The sequence below is a fragment of the Mesorhizobium sp. B2-4-1 genome (assembly GCF_006442185.1).
Classification (GTDB): domain Bacteria; phylum Pseudomonadota; class Alphaproteobacteria; order Rhizobiales; family Rhizobiaceae; genus Mesorhizobium.
Genome location: NZ_VFVN01000003.1, coordinates 136,327 through 160,153 on the forward strand (window position 1 = coordinate 136,327; position 23,827 = coordinate 160,153).

The window sequence follows — 23,827 nt, forward strand, 5'->3', positions numbered from 1 at the left end:
ATGATCGCGTGCTGATCTCCGCAGCACGCCGAAGCACGACAAACGCTTCTCCGCCGGCACGTGGTCGGTACGCTTTGCTGTGTGCGTCGTTTACCGAGTGGCCAACTTCTCTGGCGCTGCCTCGGCAAGCACCTGCAGCATCGGCCGTGTCGGTGCGAAGAATGTCGTGCCGGTGTGAGGGGTGGAGAAATCAAGCAGCCGGTCGTAGGCGCCGGGCGGGTCGCCGACATACATGCGCTGCAGCATCTTCTCGATCACCCAGAGATATCTCGAATAGCCGATGAAGTAGGTGCCGAATTCCCGTTGCCCCGGCCGGCCGAACGGCATGTTGTCGCGCAATATGTCATGTTCGGTGCCGTCGGCATCCTCGATGGTGGCGAGCGACTTGTGCGATTTGCGCGGCGCTTCGTCATCATCGATTTCGATGTTGTCGATCTTGGTTCGGCCGATGATCGCCTCCTGCACGGGCGTGGGGATTCGCGCCCACGCCTGGAGATCGTGCAGGTATTTTTGAACGACGACATAGCTGCCGCCGGCAAAATCGGGATCTTCGTCGCCAACGAGCGCCGAGGCGGGCAGATCGAGGCCGGTGGGGTTGGCTGTGCCGTCGACGAAACCGAGCAGGTCGCGGGCATCGAAATAACGAAACCCCGAGACTTCGTCGACGACGGTCACGCCGGCACCAAGCCTGTCCAGCAGGATACGCTCGAACTCGAAGCACATGTCTGGCCGCTCGGAGCGGATATGGAAGAGAAGGTCGCCCGGCGTCGTGGGCGCGGCGTGAACCGCACCCTTGATCGGCGTGAACCGCTTCAACTCCGCCGGCCGCCGGCCGGGGTTGAGCCGGTTCCATAGATCGTGGCCGATGCCGGCGATGCAGGACAGGCGGCCGCCGAGGTCGCGAAACCCGACAGTCTTGACCAGGTCGTCAAGGTCGCCGAGTACGGAACAAACCTTTCCGAGAACCGCCTGTTCATCGGCTATGGTGACGACAAGGAAAATCGCTGATTGCGAAAGCGGCGCGTCGACGCTCTGCGCATCGATCGGCACACGGTCCCAGTTCTTCCCCGACATCCCCAATTCTCCGCTTTTCCAGGATTGTTTCAGACGATCCCGGATCGGAAAACGCCGCGACCGGAACAGGGCGAGGACGCCCAAAGCAAGGTATCGCGATCAAGAGCGACCGCGCAACATCGAACGCCGTCCATGGTTGTCGCCGACGACGATCGAATTGCCTCTTTATCGACACGCGGATGCAGGTAGAGTGCGGCTGATTTCAACCAAACCGTTCGGAACTGATGCTCGCACGCCTGTTCGTGATCTTTGGTGGCCTGTTCGTGCTGGTGCTGTGCGCGGCGCTGGTGGGGCCGTATTTTGTCGACTGGTCCGGCTATCGGGCGCAGTTCGAGCGCGAAGCGAGCGCCATTCTCGGCCGCAAGGTGACCGTGCAGGGCGACGCCACGGCGCGCTTGTTGCCGTTTCCGTCGGTAACCTTCTCCAATGTCGCCGTTGCCGGCGGCCCCGCCGGCCAGCCGGCGATGACCGTCGAGACGTTTTCGATGGATGCGGAACTGGCGCCGTTCCTGCGTGGCGAGGTGCTGATTTTCGACATGCGGCTGGTGCGGCCGAAAGCGACGATCGACATCGCCGCCAATGGCACCGTCGACTGGGCGATGCGGCCGTCCTCGCCCTTCAACCTCAACCAGATCTCGATCGAGAAGCTGACGGTGACGGAAGGGCAGATCGAGCTGCGTCATGCCGCCGGCGGACGCAGCCACACCATGTCCGAGATCAATTCGACCATTTCGGCCAAATCGCTGGCGGGCCCGTGGCGCATGGATGGCACGTTGAGGTTCGACGGCCTGCGCACGACGGTTGCCGCCACTACCGGCAAGGCCGAAGCCAACGGCCAGATGCGGTTTCGGCTCAAGGCCGATCCCGACGCGTATCCGCTGGTCATCGAAACTGACGGCAATGCCGGCATCGTCAACGGCGCCGCCATCTACTCCGGACAGTTCAAGATTTCCGGCGCCGATAAGAACTCAGCCCAGTTGCGGGGCACCGATGGCGAGACGGTGAAGGTCGGCACCGGCAAGTCCAATCCCGGCTTTCGGGTTAACGGCAAGTTCGCGCTCGATCACCAGAAGCTCGGCATCGATGAATTCCGCTTCGAGACCGGACCCCTCGACAATCCCTATACCGCCGACGGCAAGGCCTCGATCGATCTCGGCCAGAAGCCGAGCTTCGCCATCGAGGCCAATGGCGCGCAGGTGCAGTTCGACGAGGCCGTGGGTGCGGCAGGCGCCGGCCTGACACTGGATCAGCGCATTGCCGGACTGGAACAGGCCTTGCTCGACCTGCCTAAGCCGACCATTCCCGGAACGGTCGAGGTCAGGTTGCCGGCCGTGGTGGCCGGTGACACCACGGTTCGCGACGTTCATCTTTCCGCCGAGCCGGTCGATGGCGGCTGGTCGGTGAAATCGCTCGCCGCGACACTGCCCGGCCGCGCCACGCTGGAGGCCGACGGCCTGCTCAGCGTCGAGAACCATTTCGGCTTCACCGGTTCGCTGCTGCTGGCGGTGGCGCAGCCTTCCGGCTTCGCTGCCTGGTTGTCGAAGGACGTCGACGAGGCGATCCGGCGTCTGCCCGCCGCCGGCTTCCGGGCCAAGGTCGATCTCTCCGAAAAGCGCCAGGCCTTCAGCGATCTCGAACTGGTCCTGGGCAAGGCGACGTTTTCCGGCCGCATCGATTCCAGCCAACCCGACGATGCCAGGCCCTCGGTGCTGATGCGGCTGGAAGGCGGCGATCTCGATGTCGACGGGCTGGCGGCCTTCGCCTCGATCTTCATCAGCGACAAGGGCGCCAACCGATTTGCCGACCGCGACCTCGATTTCCAGATCAAGGCGGGACCGGTCAGCGCCGGAGGCTTGACCGCCGATACGGTCGACACCGCGCTCAGGCTGCGCGACGGGCTGCTTGAGATCGACCGGCTGTCGGTGGGCGGGCTGGCTGGCGCGTCGATCAGCGCCACAGGCCGGATCAAGGATTTTCCGGCGAGCCCGACCGGCAAGCTTGACGCCTCCGTCGTCGCCGTCGACCTGAAGCCGCTGATCGACGTGGCGGCGCAGCACTATGCCGACAATGCCGTGCTCAAGGGACTGGCTAGCCGCGCCGCAGCCTATCCCGACCTGTTCCAGGATTCACGCGTCGATCTTGTGGTGAGTGCCGCCGACAATGGCGACGGCACAACGGGGCTTGCTGTGAGCGGGCAAGGCAAGGCCGGCGGATCGTCCTTTTCCGCCTCGCTGTCGGGGAAGGGAGCGGTCGACAAGCTTCTTGAAGCGCCTGTGGCGCTGACCTTCAATGCCAGGAACCCCGACGCCACAGCGCTGCTGGCACTTTACGGCTTGCCGGCGCTGCCGCTCGGCATGCTCGGCGAGGCAAGCACCGACATCCAGGCCAAGGGCACGCTGGGCGGCGGCCTTGCGACGAGCTTCAGCCTTGCCGGCAACGACTTCAACGCCGGTTTCGACGGCACCGTAGCCGACACGCCGCAAGGTCCGGTCGCGAAGGGCAAGGTCAGCCTCGATGCGGCCGACATCGAGCCCTGGCTGATGACATCGGGCATAGGCCTGCCGGGCATGGGGACAGGCACGTCGACGTCGCTCACCGCGCAGGCCGATTACGGCAACGGCCTACTGGTGCTCTCCGGCCTCAACGCCGCCATCAACGAAGCTGCGGTGTCGGGTGACGTGAACATCGACGTCAAGGAGGGGATTGACGGCAAGGATGGCGTGCCGCATCTGGCCGGCTCGCTGGCGCTCGACGAACTTGATCTCGACCCGATGGCGGTGGCGCTGTTCGGCGATTCCGCGTTCACGGACAAGAGCGGAGACAATAAAGGCGGTGTGTGGCCGTCGGCCCCGTTCAGCCAGAAATCCAGCCTTCCATTCACGGCCGATCTCGACTTGACCACGGCTTCCCTTGCCGCAGGGCCATTCGCGACCGCCTATGACGCGGCCTTGTCGCTGAAGCTCGACCAGGAAGGCATCCGCGTGTCCGATCTCAAGGCGAAATTCCTTGGCGGTGCGCTGACCGGCCTGTTCGAATTGAAAAACAATGACGGCACTGGGCTTTTCTCCGGCCAGATGAAGCTCGCGGACGCCGATCTGCCAGCCGTGCTGCCGGATGCCGGCATCGGCGGCAAGGGGGATGTCTCCGCGGCGTTTTCGACAAGCGGCAAATCGGTCGACGCGATGATCGCCGCTCTGTCGGGTTCGGGCACGGCGGCGCTGAAGGGCGTCACGGTCGCCGGCGTCAATCCCAATGCGTTCAGCACCTTCCTCGCCAAGGCGGACGCGATCGGCCGCGATATCGATGCAGCCAAGACCTTCGGCTTCGCGCCCGCTATCGCGGCAGATGGCAGTTTCGCGGCAAAGGATACCGACATCGCCTTCACCATTGCAGGTGGCACGCTGCGAGCGCCGCCGATCAGCCTCGAAAATCCTTCGGCGACCTTGTCCGCCGACATCACGGCGGACCTCAATGCCGATACGGTCTCCGCCAAGGGCGCGGTCACCTACCGGCCCGGCGACGAAGCGCTCGTCGGTTCCGAACCGGCGATGAATTTCAGCGTCGAGGGGCCGTTCGGCGCCGTCAAACGGCAGTTCGACAGCGAACCGCTGGCGCAGTTCCTGACCCAGCGCGCGCTCGAGAAGGAGCAGCAGCGGGTCGAGGCGATGCAGGCCGCGTTGCTGGAGAAGCAGCGGCTGCGGCGCGAAGTGCGTTACTACGCTGCGTTGCAGGACCAGCGCGACAAGGCGGCCGAGGAGCAGCGACAGCGGGAGGAGGCGGCGCGGCTGAAGGCCGAGGCCGACGCCAAGGCGAAAGCCGAGGCGGAAGCTCAGGCGCAGGCCGAAGCAGAGGCCAGGGCCAAGGCGGATGCCGAGGCAAAAGTCAAAGCCGAGGCGGATGCCAAGGCAAAGGCCGAGGAGGCGATGCGGACCTCCTCGCAGGAGAAGGCAAGGCTGGAAGCAGAGCGCAAGGGCGCCGAGCAGACGCCGAACCCGGAACCGGCGGCACCGCCGGTGGCCAATGACAATCCGCCTCCGGCCAAACCGCAGTTCAATCCGTCTACGATCGACAATTTGCTGAAGTCTTTGCAGTAGGGCAGTAGGGCAGTAGGGCAGTAGGGCAGTAGGGCAGTAGGCAGGGGATTTCCCTCGATCGTTCAAATAACGAGCAGTTCGGCGCTGTCGGCGACGTAGCGGGCGTGACGAAAATCGCGGATGGCGGCAAGCTTGCCCTCCTGCCAGACCAGCAGGATGAAATAGGCTGGTCGCGCAGCCGGATCGTTGCCGTCGTGAACGAGGACCACCGGCCTGTCCTCGACGAATCCCGGCACGAAACGCCAATCGCGGAGGCGGGAATAGTTGTGGAAATAGGTGGCCACTTCCTTGGGTCCGGTAAACCGCGTCCTGGCCACCAGCTCCAGGCGAACTTCATCGGCGAGCATGTCGCGCACGGCGTCGAAATCACGGGCGTTGAAGCGATCGATATAGGCTTCGAGCAACAGGCGTTCGGAGACGCCCAACCTGGGAACCGGCCGATCCTCGGGCTCGGCGGCGAGCTGGCGCAAGCGGCCGCGGCCACGATGCAGCGCCGCCTTGACGGCCGGGACGTTGGTGTCCAGCGCGGCGCTGATCTCTTGCAGCGAATAACCCAGAACGTCCATCATGATGACGCTGCTGCGCTGCGCGACGGGCAGGCGCATGAAGGTGTGCAGGCCGGCGGCAGCGGCCTGACGGTCGAAGGTGGCGTTGGCCGGGTCGACGATCATGTCCGGATCCTCATCGGAAAAGACCTTTTCGCGGGCTCGCCGGCGCAGAAAATCGAGTGCCGTGTTGTGCGCGATGCGGAACAGCCAGCCCTCCGGATTTGCGATCTGGCCGGCGTTCGGCAAAGCCTCGAACGCCTTGGCCAGCGCTTCCTGCAACACGTCCTCGCCGTCGAAGACGGAACCCGTCATGCGCGCGCAATAGCGGTGCAGCTTTGGGCGCAAGTCCCCAAGCAGGCGTTCGATGAGCGCGCGGTGCTCGCCAGGAATGAGGATGTTCATACGCCCGCCGTTCTCCACATCGCTTGACCGCGCCTAGTGGTCCAGCATCCGGTAACTGCCCACTACCGTCATCGCCTCGCGATGCGGAGGCTCGATGCAGCGATCCCTGATGCCGTTCTGAAAAGTCGCGAATGCCGCTAGCCCCGGAAGGGTGCCGGCCTGCTCCTCGGTTGCCGCCTCGACCAGATGGAAGAAGGTACCGTCGCCGGACCGCCATGTCATGTAGCGAAACCCTTCGGGCGATTTATCCCGCAATTCCTGGAACACGGCCTTGACCAGCCGCTCGTTCTCGTCGACCAGCTCCGGTTTGGTCCTGTAACGTATCAAATGGTGTTTCATCTTGTCTGTTCCTTTGTCGGCCCTGCACCTTGCAGGTCGCTCATGTCCGAGACGAAGCGGCGGAGCCAAAGGATTCGGGGTTTCCGGAATTTTTTTATGCGGCCCCTTATGTCCCATCTTCCCGATGGTAGCCGGGCTTCGCAAAAGTTGAATGGACGACGGCGCGTTGCTGACGGCTGTCGCGATCTCATCGTGCGCTCACCGTCGATCGAGGACGGTATGTCGGGCCTGTGGTTGGGCCAACAACGCCCAGGCCATGCGCGGCAGTTATTCGACCAGAATGCGCGCTTCCCTCGCGGCTTCGACAAAAGCATCCCTGGCGGTATCGGCCGATACGCCGCCGTTCATGGCCTGCCGGCACGCCCGCAGCGCAGCCTTATGCTTGATGCTTCCCGCATCGCGCCAGTGATTGGTGAGAAGGTCGAGAGCTTGTTCGGCATTGGACAGATTTCGAACGTCGCCAGTAACGCCTGTGGAAACCGGGACTGCCTTGGAAAACCAGATGTTGTACATGGCATAGCCTCCATTCAGCTAGGTTGCGAAACTTATCTCTAGAGCGTGTCGCGGTCCTTTCGGGCGAGCACGCTCCTCAGCATGGGTTCGATGCGCGAAAGCTCGTCGAGATGCACGGCCGACAAGTCGGCGAGGCAGGCATCGGCCCGCTCGGTCAGTTGCAGCAGCACCTTGCGCTGGTCCTCCTTGTCCTGATCTCTGACGATCAGCCCGGCCTCGCACAGGCGGTTGACCAGTTCGACGGCGCTATGATGGCGGATGCGCAAGCGTTCGGCGAGGTCGCCGATAGCTACCGGGCCTCCGCCGGGAAAACCCTTTATGGCGAGCAGTGCCTGATGTTGGCGCGGCGTCAGACCGGCGTCTTCGGCCTGTAGCTGGCTGAATTCCAGGAAGCGGCGGATCAGATAGCGGAACTCCGACAGCCGCTGGTAGTCGGCCTGGCTGATGGCGGGGCGGGGTTCTTTCGGATGCGACATATCAGACATGTGTTGTCATTCCGGCCAAAGCTCAAACGATTTCGGGCCAGGCCCGCTTGAATATTTATATCGTATTACGATACATAGCCGCCGGCAAAGCCGTTTTGACGGTTTGCCGATCCTCCAACAGCGACACGCCACGGAAAGCAGGCAGGCAATGAAGACCGAACAGGGCAGTCCCGGACATCTGCGCGATTTCACCACCGACGCCAGGGTGTTGCTGATCGCGGGCATCGCGGTGGTGGTGGCGACGGCCGGGCTGTTTGCCGGCATCATCCTGCTGAAATTGATCCGGCTCGCCACCAACGTCGCCTATTTCGGTCAATTCACGCTCGCCGATCTGAGGCTGGAGGACACGCCGCTTGGCTATGCCGCGGTCGCCGTGCCGGTGATCGGCGCACTCATCATCGGCCTGATGGCGCGCTACGGCAGCGAGAAAATCCGTGGCCACGGCATTCCCGAAGCGATCGAAGCGATCCTGCTCGGGCGCTCGCGACTGGACGCCAAGGTCGCAGTGCTGAAGCCGCTGTCGTCGGCGATCTCGATCGGCTCCGGTGGACCGTTCGGCGCCGAGGGCCCAATCATCATGACCGGCGGCGCCATCGGCTCGCTGATCGCGCAGATGCTGCCGGTCAGCGACAATGAGCGCAAGACGCTGCTGGTGGCGGGCGCCGCCGCGGGCATGACCACCGTGTTCGGAACGCCGATCGCCGCCATCATGCTGGCGGTGGAGCTGCTTCTGTTCGAATGGACGCCGCGCAGCTTCATTCCGGTGGCGGTGGCTGCCATCGTGGCGGAGGTCGAGCGCACCATGCTGCACATGCCGGGACCGATCTTTCCGTTTCAGGGCGGCATGGCGATTTCCTTTGCCGGTCTTGGCGGTTGGGTCCTGATCGGTATTGCGGCCGGCCTCCTGTCTGCCTTGCTGACGCAGATGGTCTATGCCTGCGAGGACGGTTTCCAGAAACTGCCGATCCACTGGATGTGGTGGCCGATGCTCGGCGGCCTCGTCGTCGGCATTGGCGGCCTGATCGAGCCGCAGGCGCTCGGCGTCGGCTACGACAACATATCCAACATGCTGGACGGCCGCACGATTGCGACGGCAGCACTCCTGTTGTTGGTGGTGAAAGCGGTCATCTGGTCGGTGGCGCTGGGCTCGGGAACGTCGGGCGGCGTGCTGGCGCCACTGCTGATCATGGGCGGCGCGATGGGCGCGGTGCTCGCCGGCTTCCTGCCGGCGGCCGATCCCGGCTTCTGGGCGCTGCTGGCGATGGCGGCGACCATGGGCGGCACGATGCGCGCGCCGCTGACGGCGACCTTCTTCGCGGTCGAATTGACCGGCAACACGCATGTGCTGGTGCCGCTGATCGCGGCCTGCGCCGCCGCCCATGCGGTGACGGTGCTTTTGATGAAACGTTCCATCCTGACCGAGAAGATCGCCAGGCGAGGGCATCATCTGGTGCGCGAATACCGGGTCGATCCGTTCGCGCTGACCAGGGTGCACGAAGTGATGACCACGCAGGTCCAGAGCGTGCCGGCGACGATGACGCTGCATGGCGCAGCGGCATTCCTGACCGCGCCGGAGACGCGTCATCCGAGCTTCCCGGTCATTGACGGCAACAGGCAGGTGCTCGGCCTCATCGATCCACCGGCGATCCTGCGCTGGCGGCGTGCCGGCAAGCACCGGACGACGACGCTCGGCGACTTGCTGGCCGGCAGCAAGGTGACGCTTGCCTATCCCGATGAATATCTGGAAGGCCTGTCGGACAAGCTCCTGACGGCCAACGTGTCGCATCTGCCGGTCGTGGCACGCGACGACGGAACGCTGGTCGGTTACGTCGGCTGGAAGGACCTGATGCGCGTCAGATCCAGGAAGCAGGCGGAAGAGCGCGATCGCACGGCCCTGCTGGGGTTCGGCACCCGCCGCGGGAAACAGGAAGGCACTGCCTGATGGAGCCAGGCGTCAGGCGCGGCCGCGCTTCGCCCAGGCCAGTACATGGATCCGGAGCGCCGAGGACAGATTGGTGTCACGCGGCCGGTTTTCGTCGACTTCCGCGACCAGCGCGGCAAGGGTCAGATTGCGCGCGGCGGCGATGGCGACAAGGTCGTCAAAAAACGGCTTTTCGAGCGAATAGCTGGTGCGGTGGCCACGGATCGTCACCGAGCGTTTTTCGACCGGGCTCACCTGGAGCTCATTTGGGGTCCGGATCGGGCGACGGTTGACGCCGATGGCCCGCGACGAAGAACTCGGCCTTTTCGGCAACCAGGCGGTCGCGTTCCTTCTCTGCCCCGGAGCGGCCGTACAGGGCGCGGTTCTGGCTGGCAGTGCGTTCCTTCTCCAGCCTTGCCTTCTGCTTGCGAGCCTGGCGCAGATTGACGATGTCGGCCATGACGCGCGACCCGAAGGCTTATTTCTTGCGGAAGGCGTCGAGCGAGACGACTTCGGCGCCCTTGGCGGCATCGGCATCGGCCGCCTTCTTCTCGGGTTCGGCGGCCTTCTTCTCCGCCTTCGGCTTTTTCTCGGAGACGATGGCGAGCGGTTCGGACGCCGGCTGGGAAGCTGGTTCGTCATCTGACTGGCCTTCGGTCTTGACGTCGAATTCGAGTTCGAAGTTAACCGACGGATCGTAGAAGCCGCGCACCGCCGAGAACGGGATTTCGAGTTTTTCCGGCACGTCCGAGAAGGAGAGCCCGACCTCGAAACCGGTCTCGGTGACCTTCAGGTCCCAATACTGGAACTGGATGACGATGGTCATCTGCTCCGGATAGCGCTCGCGCAGCCGCGAAGACACGCGCACGCCCGGCGCGCCGGTCAGGAAGGTGATGAAGAAATGATGGTTGCCGGGGAGGCCGGTGCGCGCGACCTCGGCCAGGACCTTGCGCATGACGCCGCGCAACGCCTCCTGGGCCAGAATGTCATAGCGGATGTGGTCGTCGGCCATGTGGCGGTCGGGTTCCGTTGAATCGTCCGCATAGCTGTAATCAAGCTTGAGCGCGGCGTAAACCGCATATAAACCGCCGCCGCGAGGAAGCGAGGACGATTGCCGAGATTTGATCGCGGAAGCCGGCTTGCGTCACCCGCAAATGTCACGCGTTGGCAAGCGCGGCGTGTTTCTTGACGCTGGTCGGGGAGGGGCGCTTGCCGAAAGCGCGCAGGAAGGTGCGCACGCCATTTGTCGCCGATTGCACGACCTCGTCCTCGGCCGGGGTGCCGCCGAGCATGAAGGTCGTCTGCAATTCAGCATTGACGAGGCCGAGGAACTGCCGCGCCGCGACGTCGGGGTCGTCGATCGCGAGGTAACCGCCATAGGCAAGGCGGGCGAAGCGGGCGGCGATTGCCGGCCATGTCCTGCCAGGACCCTGTTCGCGCCATTCGGCGAACAGTTCGGGGTAGCGCTCGCCTTCGGTCTGGATCAGCTTGCGCAGGAATTTTCCGTCGCGGTTGCAGATGCAGTTCTGGTTCAGGCGCACGGCAAAGCCGATCAGATCCGCTTCCAGATCCCTCGGCTGGTCCGGGAACGTGGCGATGGTGGCGAAGATGCCGGCATTGCAGCGCTCGGTGAGATCGCGGACTACGGCGATGAAGAGCTTTTCCTTGTCGCCATGGTGGTTGTAGACGGTCTGGCGCGATACACCCGCCTCGGCGGCGATCAGGTCGATATTGGCGCCGGCAAAGCCCTCGCGGCAGAACACGGAAGCGGCGGCGTCGACCACCGAGATGCGCTTGGCCTCGTGGCTGCGTGGCGGGAAACTGTCAGGAGAAACACCCGGTCTCATTAAAATCTATATAGAGGTGATTGACGATTTAGACAAGACTGTCTAAATTTGTGGACACGCTATAAAGGGTTCACCTCTGGACAGGCGAACAATTCGCTCTCGGAGAGTCGGAATCCCACGGGATCGAACGTCCTGGGGTCAGACGTCGCCTTGCGGCGGCAACCAGATTCGAAAGAAGCCAACATCATGAGTCCCAAATTCCTCCGCATCGCGGTCGTGCTCGGCCTGTTGTCCGCCATCGGGCCCTTCGCCATCGATATGTATCTGCCCGCATTGCCCTCGATCGGCGCGGATCTCAACGCCGGCACCGCAGCCGTGCAGATGAGCCTTTTGATCTTCTTCCTGTCGATGGGCTTCGGCCAGATCGTCGTCGGGCCGATCTCCGATATGGTCGGACGCAAGCTGCCGCTCTATGGCGGTCTTGCGCTGTTCATGGTCGGCGGCGTCGGTTCGGCATTGGCGCCGACCATCGAATGGCTGATCGCCTTCCGTTTCCTGCAGGGCCTTGGCGCCAGCGCCGGCATGGCCATTCCGCGCGCGATCGTGCGCGACCTGCACACTGGCAACGAAGCCGCCAAGCTGATGTCGTTGCTGATGCTGGTGTTCTCGGTATCGCCGATCCTGGCGCCGCTGACCGGCAGCCAGATCATCGAGAGTTTCGGCTGGCGCGCCGTGTTCTGGACCGTCACGGCCGCAGCGGTGCTGGCAACCATCCTGCTCGCGACCTCGCTCAAGGAGACGCGGCCGGCTGAAGAACGCGCCGGTTCTTCCTTTGGCACCGCCCTTTCAGGCTACCGTTTCCTGATGGGGGACCGCAATTTCCTCGGCCTGGTGGCGATCGCGGGCTTCGGCATTGCGAGCTTCTTCGTCTATCTGTCGAGCTCGTCCTTCATCCTGATCGACCATTACGGCCTGTCGCCTTCGGTCTATAGCGTGTTCTTCTCGATCAATGCCGTCGCCTTCATCGGCATGTCGCAGCTCACCGGCCTGCTTTCCGAGCGTTTCGGGCTCAAGCGGGTGGTGTGGGTGGCGGTGACCGGCTACGCCACGACGATGGTGGCACTGTTCGCTGTCATGGCTTCCGGTGTGGACCGGCTGGATGTGATGGCGGCGCTGCTGTTCGTCGGCTATGGCTTTCTCGGCCTGGTCATTCCGACCACCTCGGTATTGGCCATGGAGGAGTATGGCGAGATCGCGGGCACGGCTTCGGCGCTGATGGGCACGCTGCACTTCGCCATCGGTGCGCTCGCCATGGGTGTCGCGGGCATCTTTTTCGACGGCACGCCGTTGCCGATGGTCGCCGGCATCACGCTCTGCGCGGTGATCTCCTTCACCCTGGCCAAGATCACGCTCGGCCGTTCGCGCGAGGCTGTCGAAGCGCCGGCGGAGTAGGCGATCGCCAATAAATTGAAAGAGGTCGGGCCGATCCCGGCCTTTTTCATGCCAATCCCGTTTCGTCCAGCATGAAGCGCAGCCGTGTCTCGACAGGCGCCAGGGGCAGCCGTACCAGTTCATAACCGAGTTCGGCATAGACGCCGACCAGCGCGTGACAGGTACGCTCGGCTTCGTCGAGCGTTTGCTTGCGTTCTTCATCCTGCGTGAAGATTTCGGGCCAGGGCGGGGCAACGAAGACACGAGGGTTGTAGCGGCAACGCTTCGCTGCGATGCCGACGTGATCGGGCACCGCCAGGCCGCAGAGGCGGAGATAGCCCAGCGTGTCGGGCACGCCACGATCGAAGAAGACCGGTCCTTCCTGTTCGATCGCAGCTTGGTAGGAGCGCATCTCCCAGGACAGCATCAATTCGACGAACAACGTGCGATCGCTCCACGGCAAGGCGGGACCGCCAATGGCGGACTGGTCGCGAATGATGCCGCGTCCGGCCTCGACCGAGGTGGCGAACCCTGCACGGCGCAAGGCTTCGATCAGTGCGGTCTTGCCGGAGCCCGGACCGCCGGTCAGCACGAAGAATCGGTCGGAATTGTTTTGCATTTTTTTACCCATGACGAAGGAGGCACGCGGCTCCACTGCGTCGTCTCCCATGGGCCGAACGAAGTCTGGCCGGCGCGAGCGTGCCGTTGCGCGTGATGCAGATGAAAAAGGGGGAGAAGTGGAGGTTTCTGTTGCCAGGTACCTCCGAACCCCGCCTAGAAGTGCGAACCCCTAGGGCTTGATTTGAAGCTATCGCACTGCATTAAGCAGCGAGACGTGCTTCCGCATAGTTGTCGTTGGCAACTATAAGTTTAGCCCGATGACGGTGGTACAATGCCGGGCAAAAGTACGATCTTTACACCTTCGTCGATCCTATTTCGCCCCCAGCAAAAGCCGCTCCGTCTTCCAGAGCGGTTTTTGGTGGAGGCGCCGGGTACCGCCCCCGGGTCCGAACGGCTTATTTCATCGCCAGTTTATCGCCATAGTCGGTCAAGCCGACGAAGCGAATATAGGGGCCCATCGCCAGAAATGAAAGACCGCAATGTGCTTTGTCCCTGTGTCAAAATGCGACGCGGCAGGGTTGACTTGGGAACGGTCTCAACCGAAGCTTTGCCGCGGTGAGGAGTTACCGACCGAGCGCACGAGTTGCGGAGCGCGCCACAGCCCTCATCGACCGGATCCGTGGCGCCGACGAGGGGAATTTTGATGGCCGACTATCTTGCAGACGTGAAGAAATACGACGCCGCCGCGAGTGCGGAAATTGTCGAGAAGATCGTCAAGCATCTGGGCATCGCGCTCAGGAACCGCGACTCCTCGCTGGTGTCCTGCACCGATCCCAAAGAACTCGAGCGCGTCCGGGAAAACTGGGTCGGCAAGAAGCTCGGCGTCGCCGATGCGGCGAAGGCAGATGCTGCGATCGAGAAGACCTGCAAGGCGATGGCCGCAGACAACACCAAGAATCGAGTGACTTTTTACTACCTCGTTGCCAAGGACCTGGGAAAGCTCGGTTCGCTCTGAGAATTCCGTGCTCGCGCGGCTGCTGAAGCGCGCCGCTGGTTTGTAACGGGCACGGCTTGTGCTGCCCCTCATCTGGCTGCCGCCATCTTCTCCCCGTATAGAGACGGGGAGAGGAATGCTGTCACCGATGGTTTCGCCAATTGCCGGCGTTGCAAGACGGACACCGAGGCTGCGGCCAGTTTGCTTGGATGTCGGCGCAGACGCCGAAACAGTGATGAGGCAAGCGTCGCCTGCGCCGTTTTGATGTGTTCGGCCGCCTGTCTAGCAGCTATAATGCTCGCACAATCGAATCGAGCCGAACCGATGCGCCAGTATCTCGACCTTCTGCAGCACGTGCTGGATCATGGCGCCGACCGCGGCGACCGCACGGGCACGGGCACGCGCTCCGTGTTCGGCTACCAGATGCGCTTCGATCTGGCGCGCGGCTTTCCCGTCACCACCACCAAGAAGCTGCACCTGAAATCGATCATTCATGAGCTTTTGTGGTTCCTGGCCGGCGAAACCAATATCAAATATCTGACCGACCATGGCGTTTCCATCTGGGACGAATGGGCTGACGAGAATGGCGACCTTGGCCCCGTCTATGGCAAGCAGTGGCGTTCCTGGCCGGACGGCCATGGCAGGTCGATCGATCAGATAAACAATCTTGTGAAAGAGATACGCCGCAATCCTCAATCGCGGCGGCTGATCGTTTCGGCCTGGAATCCGGCCGAGGTGGAGGCGATGGCGTTGCCGCCATGCCATTGCCTGTTCCAGTTCTACGTCTCGGAAGGCCGGCTTTCCTGCCAACTTTACCAGCGTTCCGGCGACATCTTCCTCGGCGTGCCGTTCAACATCGCCTCCTACGCCCTGCTGACGCTGATGGTGGCGCAGGTGACCGGCCTGAAGCCCGGTGATTTCGTCCATACGCTCGGCGACGCGCATCTTTATTCGAACCATTTCGAGCAGGCGCGCGAGCAACTTCGGCGCACGCCAAGAACGCTGCCGACCATGTGGATCAACCCTGAAGTGAAGGATCTCTTCGCCTTCCGCTTCGAGGATTTCCGGCTGGAAAACTATGTCGCCGACGCGACGATCAAGGCGCCGATCGCGGTCTGAACCGCCGGCGCAACCTTGCCGACCTGACGTCTCGAGGCCGTGGCGATGGTGGTGCCTCGCCGGTACGTCGCTTTGATATCTTTTCGACAAGATCGGTCGACCTTACCCTCAGGCCAGGAGATTTCCGGGGGAGGCGTCCATGCGACTGTCAGCAGCGGTATTTGCGCTCGTCTTTGTCTTCGCTTTCAATGCCCACGCATTTGCCGAGTGCGGGTGTGAATGCATCAACAACAGCATGAAGCCGTTCTGCGACGATCCAGCTGCGAAGCTGCCAAACTGTCCCCGCGCGACTTGCAAGCCCGCTGACGCAGAGGGGAATGACCTTCCCGCAAGCGCCATATCAAGCGAGACGCGGTATGTCTGCAAAGTGCGGATGGTGAAGACGCCGGAAGGCTCGTTTCGACACACACTTATCTGCATTTAGACATTGTCTCGCCTCTCCCAATAGATCACGGCGGCGACAGCTATGTCGCCCAAAGGTGACCGCAGTTTTGGGGGAACGACGCGCTTTAGAAGATTTCAGCCTTGGTTCCGTCGAGGGCAACGGGCGCCGATTTTCTTGTGACGTCTTCGTCTGCCTTTCGCTGTATCCGTGCTGGTCTATCGCAGGTCGCGATGACGCCGCGCATTCAATGGCGACGCTGGGCGAAAAACCTTTCCTTGTTATATTCATCCGGATATATCGGATGGCAGGCTTCGAGCAGGCCGGATGCCAACTCAGGGAGAGCTTCATGACGCGCAACGGTTTTGCAGTGGCGGCGGTCGCCATTGGTGGCTTCGCGGCGGCGTGGACGGCAGCAGTGCCGGCGGCGCGCGCGCAAGACGAGGTCGTGGTGTTTGCGGCCGCCAGCCTCAAGGACGCGCTCGACGCGGTCAACAAGGCCTGCGCGGCTGATTTCGGCGAAGCGGCGACCATCTCCTACGCGGCGAGTTCGGCGCTCGCCAAGCAGATCGAAAGCGGCGCGCCGGCGGACGTCTTCATCTCGGCCGATCTCGACTGGATGAAGTATCTTTCCGACAGGAAGCTGACCAAGCCCGATACCGAAGTGAAGCTGCTCGGCAACCAGATCGTGCTGGTGGCGCCGAAGGATTCGGGCGTTGAAGCCAAGATCGAAAAGGGTTTTGATCTGGCCAGACTGGTCGGCGACGGCAAGCTCGCCATGGGCGACCTCAAGGCTGTGCCGGCTGGCAAATACGGCAAGGCCGCGCTTGAATCGCTCGGCGTCTGGTCCTCGGTCGAGGGCAAGGTGGCGCAGGCCGAGAATGTGCGTGCGGCACTCAAGCTGGTCTCGACGGGCGAAGCGGCTCTCGGCATCGTCTATGCCACGGACGCGCATGCCGAAAAGGGCGTCAAGGTGGTTGGTGTTTTCCCCGAGGATTCACATCCGCCGATCATCTATCCGGTTGCCCAAACGGCTGATTCGAAGGACAAGGACACGCCTGCCTTCCTGAAGTGCCTGCGGACGGCAAAGGCATCGGATCTATTCAGGGAGCAGGGTTTCACGGTCCTTGCGCCTGTCAACTAGGATAGCCACCTGCGCATGAACTGGCTGCTGGACCTCACTCCCGACGAATGGAATGCGGTCCGGCTGTCCATCAAGGTGGCGACAGTGGCGATGATCGCCAGCCTGCCGCCGGGCATAGCGATAGCGCTGCTCCTGGCGCGCGGCCGCTTCTGGGGCAAGACGCTGCTCAACGGGCTGGTGCATCTGCCGCTGATCCTGCCGCCCGTGGTGACCGGCTATCTCCTGCTTCTGACCTTCGGCAAGCGCGGGCCGGCCGGCGCATTCCTGGCCGAGCATTTCGGCATCGTTTTTTCCTTTCGCTGGACGGGTGCGGCTCTTGCCTGCGGCGTCATGGGTTTTCCGCTGATGGTGCGGGCGATCCGATTGTCGATCGAGGCCGTCGACCGCAAGATGGAGGCGGCGGCCGGAACGCTCGGCGCCAGCCCGCCATGGGTGTTCGGCACCATCACCTTGCCGCTGATCTTGCCTGGGCTGATCGCCGGCGCCATCCTCTCCTTCGCCAAGGCGATGGGCGAGTTCGGAGCGACGATCACCTTCGTCTCCAACATCCCCAACGAGACGCAGACGCTGCCGTCGGCGATCTACACGTTCACCCAGGTGCCGGGCGGCGATGCCGGAGCGCTTCGGCTGACGCTGATCTCGATCGTCATCTCGATGGCCGCCCTGGTGGCCTCGGAAGTGTTGGCGCGGCGCGTCGGCCGGCGGATGGACATCGAATGAGCGTCCTTGTCGACATCCGCCATCGGCTCGGCGATTTCCCCCTCGACATCCGCTTCGAGAGCGCCGGGCGGCTGACGGCGCTGTTCGGGCCCTCCGGCTCGGGCAAGACGACGCTGATCAATATGATTGCCGGGCTGATCCGGCCCGACCAGGGACGCATCGAGGTCGATGGCCGTGTGCTGGTCGACACGGCCAAGGGCATTTTCGTGCCGAAGCACAGGCGCCGGATCGGCATGGTGTTCCAGGACGCGCGTCTGTTTCCGCATATGAGCGTGGCGAGCAATTTGCGCTATGGCCGCTGGTTCACGCCGGCGGCGGAGCGTTATGCCGAGATCGACGCCGTCGTCGAATTGCTCGGCATCGAGCCGCTGCTGGCGCGGCGGCCGGCAAAGCTCTCGGGCGGCGAGAGGCAGCGCGTCGCGATCGGCCGGGCGCTGCTCGCCAGCCCCCGGCTGTTGCTGATGGACGAGCCGCTGGCCTCGCTCGACGAGGCGCGCAAGGCCGAAATCCTGCCCTATGTCGAGCGCCTGCGCGACGAGACCAAGATCCCGATCGTCTATGTCAGCCATTCGATCGCCGAGGTGGCGCGGCTGGCGAGCGACGTGGTGATGCTGGCGCGAGGCAAGCTTGCCGCCAGCGGCCCGACCACGGCTGTCATGCAAAGGCCGGACCTTCTGCCGGCGGAGGAGCGCGGCGAGGGCGGCGCGGTGCTGGACACCAGCGTACTGCAGCATGACGAGGTTTTCGGCATGACGGTGCTTGGCTCGAACGCCGGCGAGATACGTGTGCCCAAGCTGGCGGCGACGGTGGGCGCGCCGGTGCGCATACGCATCCGCGCGCGCGACGTCATGATCGCCACCGAACGGCCGTCTCGTCTCAGCGCGCTCAACATCCTGGCCGGCACGATCGTCGCGATCAGACCGGGCGAGGGGCCGACGGTCGAGATCGGTATCGACTGCAACGGCGCGACCGTGCTGGCACGGGTCACCGAACAGTCGCGGCAGGTTCTGAAGCTGCGGCTCGGCGGACAGGTCTTCGCCGTGATCAAGACGGTGAGTTTCGACCAGGCAAACACCGGGGGCGGGCTCGCCGCGGAGGCGGACGGCTGAGACGGCGAGCGGGTCTCTGCGCTATATCGATTTGGAATAGCGAGGCGGCCAGGGACGCTCTAACATGGCGGGCGTGATCGCGGAGGAAGACAATGCCGTCGCTGAGCTTGCGGATAAATCTCGACCCCGACGGGCGCATCGGGCCGGGCAAGATCGAATTGCTGGAGCAGATCGCCGCCTTCGGTTCGATCTCGGCCGCCGCGCGCGGCATGGAGATGTCCTACAAGCATGCGTGGGACTTGGTCGAGGACATGAACCGGGTGTTCGGCAAGCCGCTGGTGGCCGCGCAGACCGGCGGCCGCAAGGGCGGCGGCGCGCAACTGACGGCGGTGGGCCTGGCCGTAGTCAGCCGTTTCCGCGCCATCGAACGCGCGGCGGCTTCGGCGGCCGCGACGCATATGGAGGCGTTGCAGGCGGAGATTGAGGAGGGGTAGGGCAGTAGGGCAGTAGGGCAGACCAACTCGGGCGCGTCGAATTTTTCGTGTGCTTTCTTGTGTTCCGGCTCCTGATGTCTCGTTCACTTACTGCCCTACTCCCCTACCTTCCTCAGCACGTACGTATCCATGATCCAGCCCTTTTCCCCGCGAGCCTGCTCGCGGATTTTCTCGATTTCGGCGCCGACGTCGCGGAGGCGGCCGGAGACGATGATTTCGTCCGGCGTGCCGAGATAGGCGCCCCATTGGATGAAAAGATCCTGGTCGGCGAGCGTGTTGAAGGCGCATTTGCCGTCAAGCATGACGACGGCGCTGCCGGCATTTTGCGGCATACCTTCTTCCGTCAACCGGCGGCCGGTGGTGATCAGGATGGAATCGCCGATGCGGTTCAGCGCTGTCGCGTGGCTGGCGGCGAGCGCCTGGATGGCGGTGATGCCGGGAATAACCTCCAGTTCGAAGGCGACGTTGCCCCTGAGGCGTACGCGCTCCAGGATGCGCAGCGCGCTGTCGTAGAGCGAGGGGTCGCCCCAGATCAGGAAGGCGCCGCAACCATCCTCGGCGATCTCTTCGCGGATCAGGTCTTCATAGATGGCGGCGATTGCCTCGTGCCAGTCATCGACAGTCGAGCGATAGGAAGGCGCCGGTTCGGCCCGCACGGGCACGTCGAATTCCACGCGGCGTGAATTCGGGTTGGTGACGAAGCGGTCGCAGATGTGACGGCGCAGTTCGGCAAGATCGTTCTTCTTCGCACCCTTGTCGGGGATGAACAGCACGTCGGCCCGATTGAGGCCGTCTATGGCCTGCACGGTCATATGGTCGGGATTGCCGGCGCCGATGCCGATGACGAGAAGCTTGCGCATGAAGCGAACTCCTGCCCGATCGCAACCCTTTAGTCCAGACTGGCGTGGCGCGGATGCGGAAGGGCTTTGAAACGCCACGTTGAAACCGCTAGGGTCATCGCGACATTCTCGCCGAGGGGCTTTCATGTTGCGATATGTTCTGACGGCGGTGCTGGCCTTGTCGGCCGCACCCGCGTTCGCCAATGATTCCGTTGCCGAACTCGGCACCGGCGGCCTGGTGCTGTCGCGCAGCGATGCCGTGGCGATGCAGAGCGAGGACCTCTTCATCTCGCCGGAAAAGGTGACCGTGGATTACGTCTTCCACAACAACACCGATAAGGACGTCGACGCGATCGTCGCCTTCCCAATGCCCGACATCTCCGGCGATCCCGAGGAGATGCCGGCGATCCCCGAAAACCAGAGCGACAATTTCCTTGGCTTCGAGGTGACGATCGACGGCGTGGCGGCAAAGCCTGAGCTCGAGCAGAAGGCGTTCGCGCTCGGCATCGACATCGGTGCCGACCTGAAGGCGCAGAACGTGCCTTTCAACCCATTCGGCGAAGCGGCAAAGGCGGCGCTCGGGAAGCTGCCGCAAACGGTGGCGGACGACTGGGTCACCCGCGGCATCATCATCGAGGACACTGTCGATGACAGCCCTGGCGCGAAACCCAATTATGCACCGTTCTGGCAATTGCGCTCGACCTATTGGTGGCGCTCGACCTTTCCGGCCAACAAGGACGTCCACGTTTCCCACCGCTACAAACCGAGCGTCGGCGGCACCTCGTCGGTCAGCTTCTTCTACGACGGCAAGTTCCAGGGACAGTACGCCGCCTACAAGTCCCGCTACTGCATGGACGACACCTTCGAGAACGCAGTGCGCAAGGCTGCCAAGAACGATCCCGACGGCTATCCAAAATATTACGAGAGCCGCATCGCCTACATCCTGACCACCGGCGGCAACTGGGCGGCCGGCAGCATCGGCAAGTTCAAGCTGACCGTCGACAAGGGCAATCCCAAAGCCCTGGTCTCGTTCTGCGGCGACAATGTCAGGAAGGTCGGGCCGACGAGTTTCGAGATGACGGCTGAGGACTTCTATCCAGAGCGCGACATCGACATCCTTATCCTCGATCCATCCGACAATGGGAACGGCAACTGATGCACGTGGCAATCTATGTCGCCATCGCCGAGAACGGCGTCATCGGGCGGGACGGGGGGCTGCCCTGGCGGCTTTCCACCGATCTCAAGCGCTTCAAGGCAGACACGATGGGCAAGCCTATCATCATGGGCCGCAGGACCTATGAAGGCATCGGCCGGCCGCTGCCGGGCAGGCTGAACATCGTTGTTACCCGTGACAAGACCTGGCGCGCCGACGGCGTCGAGGTGGCGCATACGCTTGAGAACGCGATCCAGCTGGCTGATGTGCGGGGGCGCTGCATGAGCGGGGTGGACGAGGTCTGCGTGATCGGCGGCGGCGAAATCTATGCGCAGGCGCTACCGCTCGCTGACCGGCTGCATGTCACCCATGTGCTGGCCGCTGTCGACGGCGACGCGCATTTCCCGCCGATCGATCCGAAACGCTGGCGCGAAGTCAGTTCGCAGGAGATCCCGGTCGGCGAAAAGGACAGCCACGCGACGCGCTATACGGTTTACGAGCGACGCCGCGAGAGCCATTGAAAGAAAAAAGGCGTTTAAAGACGACAAAGGGTCGCGACCGGCCCAAAACCGATGATGCCGGCAGAGCATCGCGTTGAAAGCATGCCGTGGCGTCCCTATAGAAGAACAAGACTGGATTTGCGCCGAAATTCCGGCGCTTGAGGGAATTCCAAGCGAAAGGACATTCATGCCCTGGAACGACAAAGGTGGCGGTGGCGGCGGCCCATGGGGCGGCGGCGGCAACAATCAGGGACCCTGGGGGCAGGGACCGAAGGGGCCAAGCGGACCGCAAGGCTCGCCTCCCGACCTCGAGGACATCATCCGCCGTGGCCAGGACAGGCTGCGGCGTGCGTTGCCCGGCGGTGGCGGCGCCAGTCCGGCCATATTCGGGCTGATCGGCGCGGCGCTGGTCGTGCTATGGGCGTTCCAGGCAGTCTACACCGTGCAGCCCGATGAGGTCGCGGTCGAGCTGCGCTTCGGCAAGCCGAAGGCCGAGCTGTCGCAGCCCGGCCTGCATTTCCACTGGTGGCCGCTCGAAACCGTCGAAACGGCCAAGATTTCCGAGCAGCTCGTCGACATTGGCGGTGGCGCGTCCAGCGGCAACACGTCGGGGCTGATGCTTTCGGGCGACCAGAACATCGTCAACGTGCAGTTCTCGGTCGCCTATCAGGTCTCCGATCCCCGCGCCTATCTGTTCGACGTCTCCGACCCGGATGGCATGCTGCGGCAGGTCGCCGAGAGCGCGATGCGCGAGGCCGTCGGCCGCAGGCCGGCGCAGGACATCTTCCGTGACGACCGCCAGGGCATAGCGGCTTCGGTGCGTGAGATCATCCAGACCACGCTCGACGGCTACAAGGCCGGGCTTCAGGTCAACGCCATCTCGATCGAGGACGCGGCGCCGCCCCGTGAGGTCGCCGACGCCTTCGACGAGGTGCAGCGCGCCGAGCAGGACGAGGATAAGTTCGTCGAGCAGGCCAACCAGTACTCCAACCAGAAGCTCGGCCAGGCACGCGGCGAGGCCGCACAGGTCCGCGAAGACGCGGCCGCCTACAAGAACCGGGTGGTGCAGGAGGCCGAAGGTGAGGCCCAGCGCTTCATCTCCGTCTATGACGAATATGCGAAGGCGCCCGACGTGACGCGCAAGCGGCTTTACCTGGAAACGATGGAGAAGGTGCTGAAGGACTCCGGCAAGGTGATCGTCGAGCAAGGCAACGGGCAGGGGGTCGTCCCCTATCTGCCGCTGCCGGCATTGCAGCAGAAAGCGCCGGCTCCGGCCCCGCTTGGCGCGACGACGGGAGGTAACCAGTGATGGCCAACCGTCTCCCCGTCATCGTCGTCATCGCGGCGGTCATCCTGTTCCTGCTCTATTCGTCAGTCTTCGTGGTCAATGCGCGCCAGCAGGCGCTGGTGCTGAGGTTCGGCGAGATCGTCGACGTCAAGACCGAGCCCGGCATCTACTTCAAGGCGCCGTTCTCGTTCTTCGACGCCGACACGGTGCAGTTGATCGAGAATCGGGTGCTGCGCTTCGACCTCGACAACATCCGCGTCCAGGTCTCGGGCGGCAAGTTCTATGAGGTCGATGCCTTCATCGCCTACCGCATCTCGGATCCGCGTGTCTTCCGTGCCGCCGTATCCGGCCAGATCGAGCTCGCCGAAGCGCGGCTGAGGACGCGTCTCGACGCTGCCTTGCGCCGCGTCTACGGTCTGCGCGACTTCGAGGCCGCCCTTTCGGAGGAGCGCGCTGTGATGATGCGCGAAGTGCGCGATCAGCTACGGCCCGACGCCACCTCGCTCGGCCTGCAGATCGAGGATGTCCGCATCCGCCGCACCGACCTCACCGCCGAAGTCTCGCAGCAGACCTTCGATCGCATGAAGGCGGAACGTCTGGCTGAGGCCGAAAGGCTGAGGGCGCGCGGCAATGAGGCGGCGCAGCGCATCAAGGCCCGCGCCGACCGTGAGGTGGTCGAGATCATCGCGGAAGCGCAGAAGGAGTCCGAAATCCTGCGCGGCGAGGGCGAGGCGCAGCGCAGCGCCACCTTTGCCGAGGCTTATCAGCGCGATCCGGCGTTCTTCGATTTCTACCGGTCGATGAACGCCTATGGCACGGCGCTGGACAACACCGGCACGACAATGGTGCTGTCGCCGAATTCGGAGTTCTTCCGTTTCTTCCGCGACCCTGACGGCAAGGAGGCGCCGGCAAGGCCGGCGGCTCCGCAGCCGGCACCACCTGCCGCCCCGGCGACGGCACCCGCGGCTTCGACCAGCACCGGCCAATAGC

The 23,827-nt window shown here is 63.6% G+C and carries 24 protein-coding genes and 1 other RNA gene; 13 read left to right on the forward strand and 12 right to left on the reverse strand.

The annotated features are described in order from the left end of the window. Window positions 1–90: 90 nt before the first annotated feature. Window positions 91–1,074 (reverse strand): Dyp-type peroxidase, encoded by a 984-nt coding sequence (locus FJ949_RS08975; RefSeq protein WP_140495294.1) that lies wholly within the window; start codon window positions 1,072–1,074, stop codon window positions 91–93. 224 nt (window positions 1,075–1,298) lie between these two features. Here FJ949_RS08975 and FJ949_RS08980 point away from each other — a divergent pair, with 224 nt between their 5' ends. After that, window positions 1,299–5,168, forward strand: a complete 3,870-nt coding sequence (locus tag FJ949_RS08980; RefSeq protein ID WP_140495296.1) for an AsmA family protein — start codon at window positions 1,299–1,301, stop codon at window positions 5,166–5,168. A gap of 62 nt (window positions 5,169–5,230) precedes the next feature. On the opposite strand, the gene FJ949_RS08985 is transcribed toward FJ949_RS08980, so the two are convergent. From FJ949_RS08985 to FJ949_RS09000, 4 genes are all read right to left on the reverse strand, one after another. Continuing rightward, on the reverse strand, window positions 5,231–6,118 hold the full coding sequence (locus tag FJ949_RS08985) for a sigma-70 family RNA polymerase sigma factor (RefSeq protein WP_140495298.1): 888 nt from the start codon (window positions 6,116–6,118) through the stop codon (window positions 5,231–5,233). Window positions 6,119–6,151: 33 nt separating this feature from the next. Beyond that, window positions 6,152–6,457 (reverse strand): hypothetical protein, encoded by a 306-nt coding sequence (locus FJ949_RS08990; RefSeq protein ID WP_140495300.1) that lies wholly within the window; start codon window positions 6,455–6,457, stop codon window positions 6,152–6,154. 267 nt (window positions 6,458–6,724) lie between these two features. Next, window positions 6,725–6,970 (reverse strand): DUF982 domain-containing protein, encoded by a 246-nt coding sequence (locus tag FJ949_RS08995; RefSeq protein WP_140495302.1) that lies wholly within the window; start codon window positions 6,968–6,970, stop codon window positions 6,725–6,727. Window positions 6,971–7,008: 38 nt separating this feature from the next. Further along, complete coding sequence (locus FJ949_RS09000) at window positions 7,009–7,455, reverse strand: MarR family winged helix-turn-helix transcriptional regulator (RefSeq protein ID WP_140495304.1); 447 nt, start codon at window positions 7,453–7,455, stop codon at window positions 7,009–7,011. A gap of 148 nt (window positions 7,456–7,603) precedes the next feature. Between FJ949_RS09000 and FJ949_RS09005 the strand changes: the two genes are divergently transcribed. Then, the gene (locus FJ949_RS09005) at window positions 7,604–9,397 is read left to right on the forward strand and encodes a chloride channel protein (protein ID WP_140495306.1); all 1,794 of its coding nucleotides are present in this window, start codon (window positions 7,604–7,606) and stop codon (window positions 9,395–9,397) included. 12 nt (window positions 9,398–9,409) lie between these two features. On the opposite strand, the gene FJ949_RS09010 is transcribed toward FJ949_RS09005, so the two are convergent. From FJ949_RS09010 to FJ949_RS09025, 4 genes are all read right to left on the reverse strand, one after another. After that, the gene (locus tag FJ949_RS09010; protein WP_140495308.1) at window positions 9,410–9,631 is read right to left on the reverse strand and encodes a ribbon-helix-helix domain-containing protein; all 222 of its coding nucleotides are present in this window, start codon (window positions 9,629–9,631) and stop codon (window positions 9,410–9,412) included. A gap of 7 nt (window positions 9,632–9,638) precedes the next feature. Next, window positions 9,639–9,836 carry a DUF4169 family protein gene (locus tag FJ949_RS09015; RefSeq protein ID WP_140495310.1) on the reverse strand — a complete coding sequence of 66 codons (198 nt, stop codon included), beginning with the start codon at window positions 9,834–9,836 and terminating at the stop codon, window positions 9,639–9,641. Window positions 9,837–9,854: 18 nt separating this feature from the next. Next, the gene (locus FJ949_RS09020; protein WP_140495312.1) at window positions 9,855–10,388 is read right to left on the reverse strand and encodes an SspB family protein; all 534 of its coding nucleotides are present in this window, start codon (window positions 10,386–10,388) and stop codon (window positions 9,855–9,857) included. A 145-nt stretch (window positions 10,389–10,533) separates the two neighbouring features. Then, window positions 10,534–11,223: a TetR/AcrR family transcriptional regulator gene (locus FJ949_RS09025; protein ID WP_140495314.1), complete on the reverse strand. Its 690-nt coding sequence runs from the start codon at window positions 11,221–11,223 to the stop codon at window positions 10,534–10,536. Between the two features lie 186 nt (window positions 11,224–11,409). Here FJ949_RS09025 and FJ949_RS09030 point away from each other — a divergent pair, with 186 nt between their 5' ends. After that, window positions 11,410–12,615, forward strand: a complete 1,206-nt coding sequence (locus FJ949_RS09030; protein WP_140495316.1) for a multidrug effflux MFS transporter — start codon at window positions 11,410–11,412, stop codon at window positions 12,613–12,615. Between the two features lie 46 nt (window positions 12,616–12,661). Here the strand turns inward: FJ949_RS09030 and FJ949_RS09035 are convergent, their stop codons facing one another. Next, window positions 12,662–13,213 (reverse strand): AAA family ATPase, encoded by a 552-nt coding sequence (locus tag FJ949_RS09035; protein WP_140495318.1) that lies wholly within the window; start codon window positions 13,211–13,213, stop codon window positions 12,662–12,664. A gap of 117 nt (window positions 13,214–13,330) precedes the next feature. After that, window positions 13,331–13,691, reverse strand: a transfer-messenger RNA (tmRNA) gene (ssrA, locus tag FJ949_RS09040). 167 nt (window positions 13,692–13,858) lie between these two features. On the opposite strand from ssrA, the gene FJ949_RS09045 reads away from it, so the two are divergent. From FJ949_RS09045 to FJ949_RS09070, 6 genes are all read left to right on the forward strand, one after another. Next, a complete protein-coding gene (locus tag FJ949_RS09045) occupies window positions 13,859–14,170 on the forward strand; it encodes a DUF2853 family protein (protein WP_140495320.1) in 312 nt (103 codons plus the stop codon). Between the two features lie 303 nt (window positions 14,171–14,473). Then, window positions 14,474–15,268 carry a thymidylate synthase gene (locus FJ949_RS09050; protein ID WP_140495862.1) on the forward strand — a complete coding sequence of 265 codons (795 nt, stop codon included), beginning with the start codon at window positions 14,474–14,476 and terminating at the stop codon, window positions 15,266–15,268. A 731-nt stretch (window positions 15,269–15,999) separates the two neighbouring features. Next, window positions 16,000–16,794 (forward strand): molybdate ABC transporter substrate-binding protein, encoded by a 795-nt coding sequence (gene modA / locus FJ949_RS09055; RefSeq protein WP_140495322.1) that lies wholly within the window; start codon window positions 16,000–16,002, stop codon window positions 16,792–16,794. Between the two features lie 15 nt (window positions 16,795–16,809). Continuing rightward, window positions 16,810–17,514, forward strand: a complete 705-nt coding sequence (modB, locus tag FJ949_RS09060; RefSeq protein WP_140495324.1) for a molybdate ABC transporter permease subunit — start codon at window positions 16,810–16,812, stop codon at window positions 17,512–17,514. After that, a complete protein-coding gene (gene modC / locus FJ949_RS09065) occupies window positions 17,511–18,623 on the forward strand; it encodes a molybdenum ABC transporter ATP-binding protein (RefSeq protein ID WP_140495326.1) in 1,113 nt (370 codons plus the stop codon). Before modB ends, modC begins: the two co-directional genes overlap by 4 nt. 92 nt (window positions 18,624–18,715) lie before the next feature. Then, on the forward strand, window positions 18,716–19,057 hold the full coding sequence (locus tag FJ949_RS09070; RefSeq protein WP_140495328.1) for a winged helix-turn-helix domain-containing protein: 342 nt from the start codon (window positions 18,716–18,718) through the stop codon (window positions 19,055–19,057). A gap of 95 nt (window positions 19,058–19,152) precedes the next feature. Here FJ949_RS09070 and cobF read toward each other — a convergent pair whose 3' ends face one another. Next, on the reverse strand, window positions 19,153–19,917 hold the full coding sequence (gene cobF / locus FJ949_RS09075; RefSeq protein ID WP_140495330.1) for a precorrin-6A synthase (deacetylating): 765 nt from the start codon (window positions 19,915–19,917) through the stop codon (window positions 19,153–19,155). Window positions 19,918–20,041: 124 nt separating this feature from the next. On the opposite strand from cobF, the gene FJ949_RS09080 reads away from it, so the two are divergent. The 4 genes from FJ949_RS09080 to FJ949_RS09095 all read left to right on the forward strand — a co-directional run bounded on the left by FJ949_RS09080 (window position 20,042) and on the right by FJ949_RS09095 (window position 23,826). Then, window positions 20,042–21,052: a DUF4424 domain-containing protein gene (locus tag FJ949_RS09080; protein ID WP_140495332.1), complete on the forward strand. Its 1,011-nt coding sequence runs from the start codon at window positions 20,042–20,044 to the stop codon at window positions 21,050–21,052. After that, the gene (locus FJ949_RS09085; RefSeq protein ID WP_140495334.1) at window positions 21,052–21,570 is read left to right on the forward strand and encodes a dihydrofolate reductase; all 519 of its coding nucleotides are present in this window, start codon (window positions 21,052–21,054) and stop codon (window positions 21,568–21,570) included. Before FJ949_RS09080 ends, FJ949_RS09085 begins: the two co-directional genes overlap by 1 nt. Window positions 21,571–21,736: 166 nt before the next feature. Continuing rightward, the gene (gene hflK / locus FJ949_RS09090; RefSeq protein ID WP_140495337.1) at window positions 21,737–22,858 is read left to right on the forward strand and encodes an FtsH protease activity modulator HflK; all 1,122 of its coding nucleotides are present in this window, start codon (window positions 21,737–21,739) and stop codon (window positions 22,856–22,858) included. Next, on the forward strand, window positions 22,858–23,826 hold the full coding sequence (locus tag FJ949_RS09095; RefSeq protein WP_140495339.1) for a protease modulator HflC: 969 nt from the start codon (window positions 22,858–22,860) through the stop codon (window positions 23,824–23,826). The genes hflK and FJ949_RS09095 overlap by 1 nt, the downstream gene beginning before the upstream one ends. Window position 23,827: the final 1 nt, after the last annotated feature.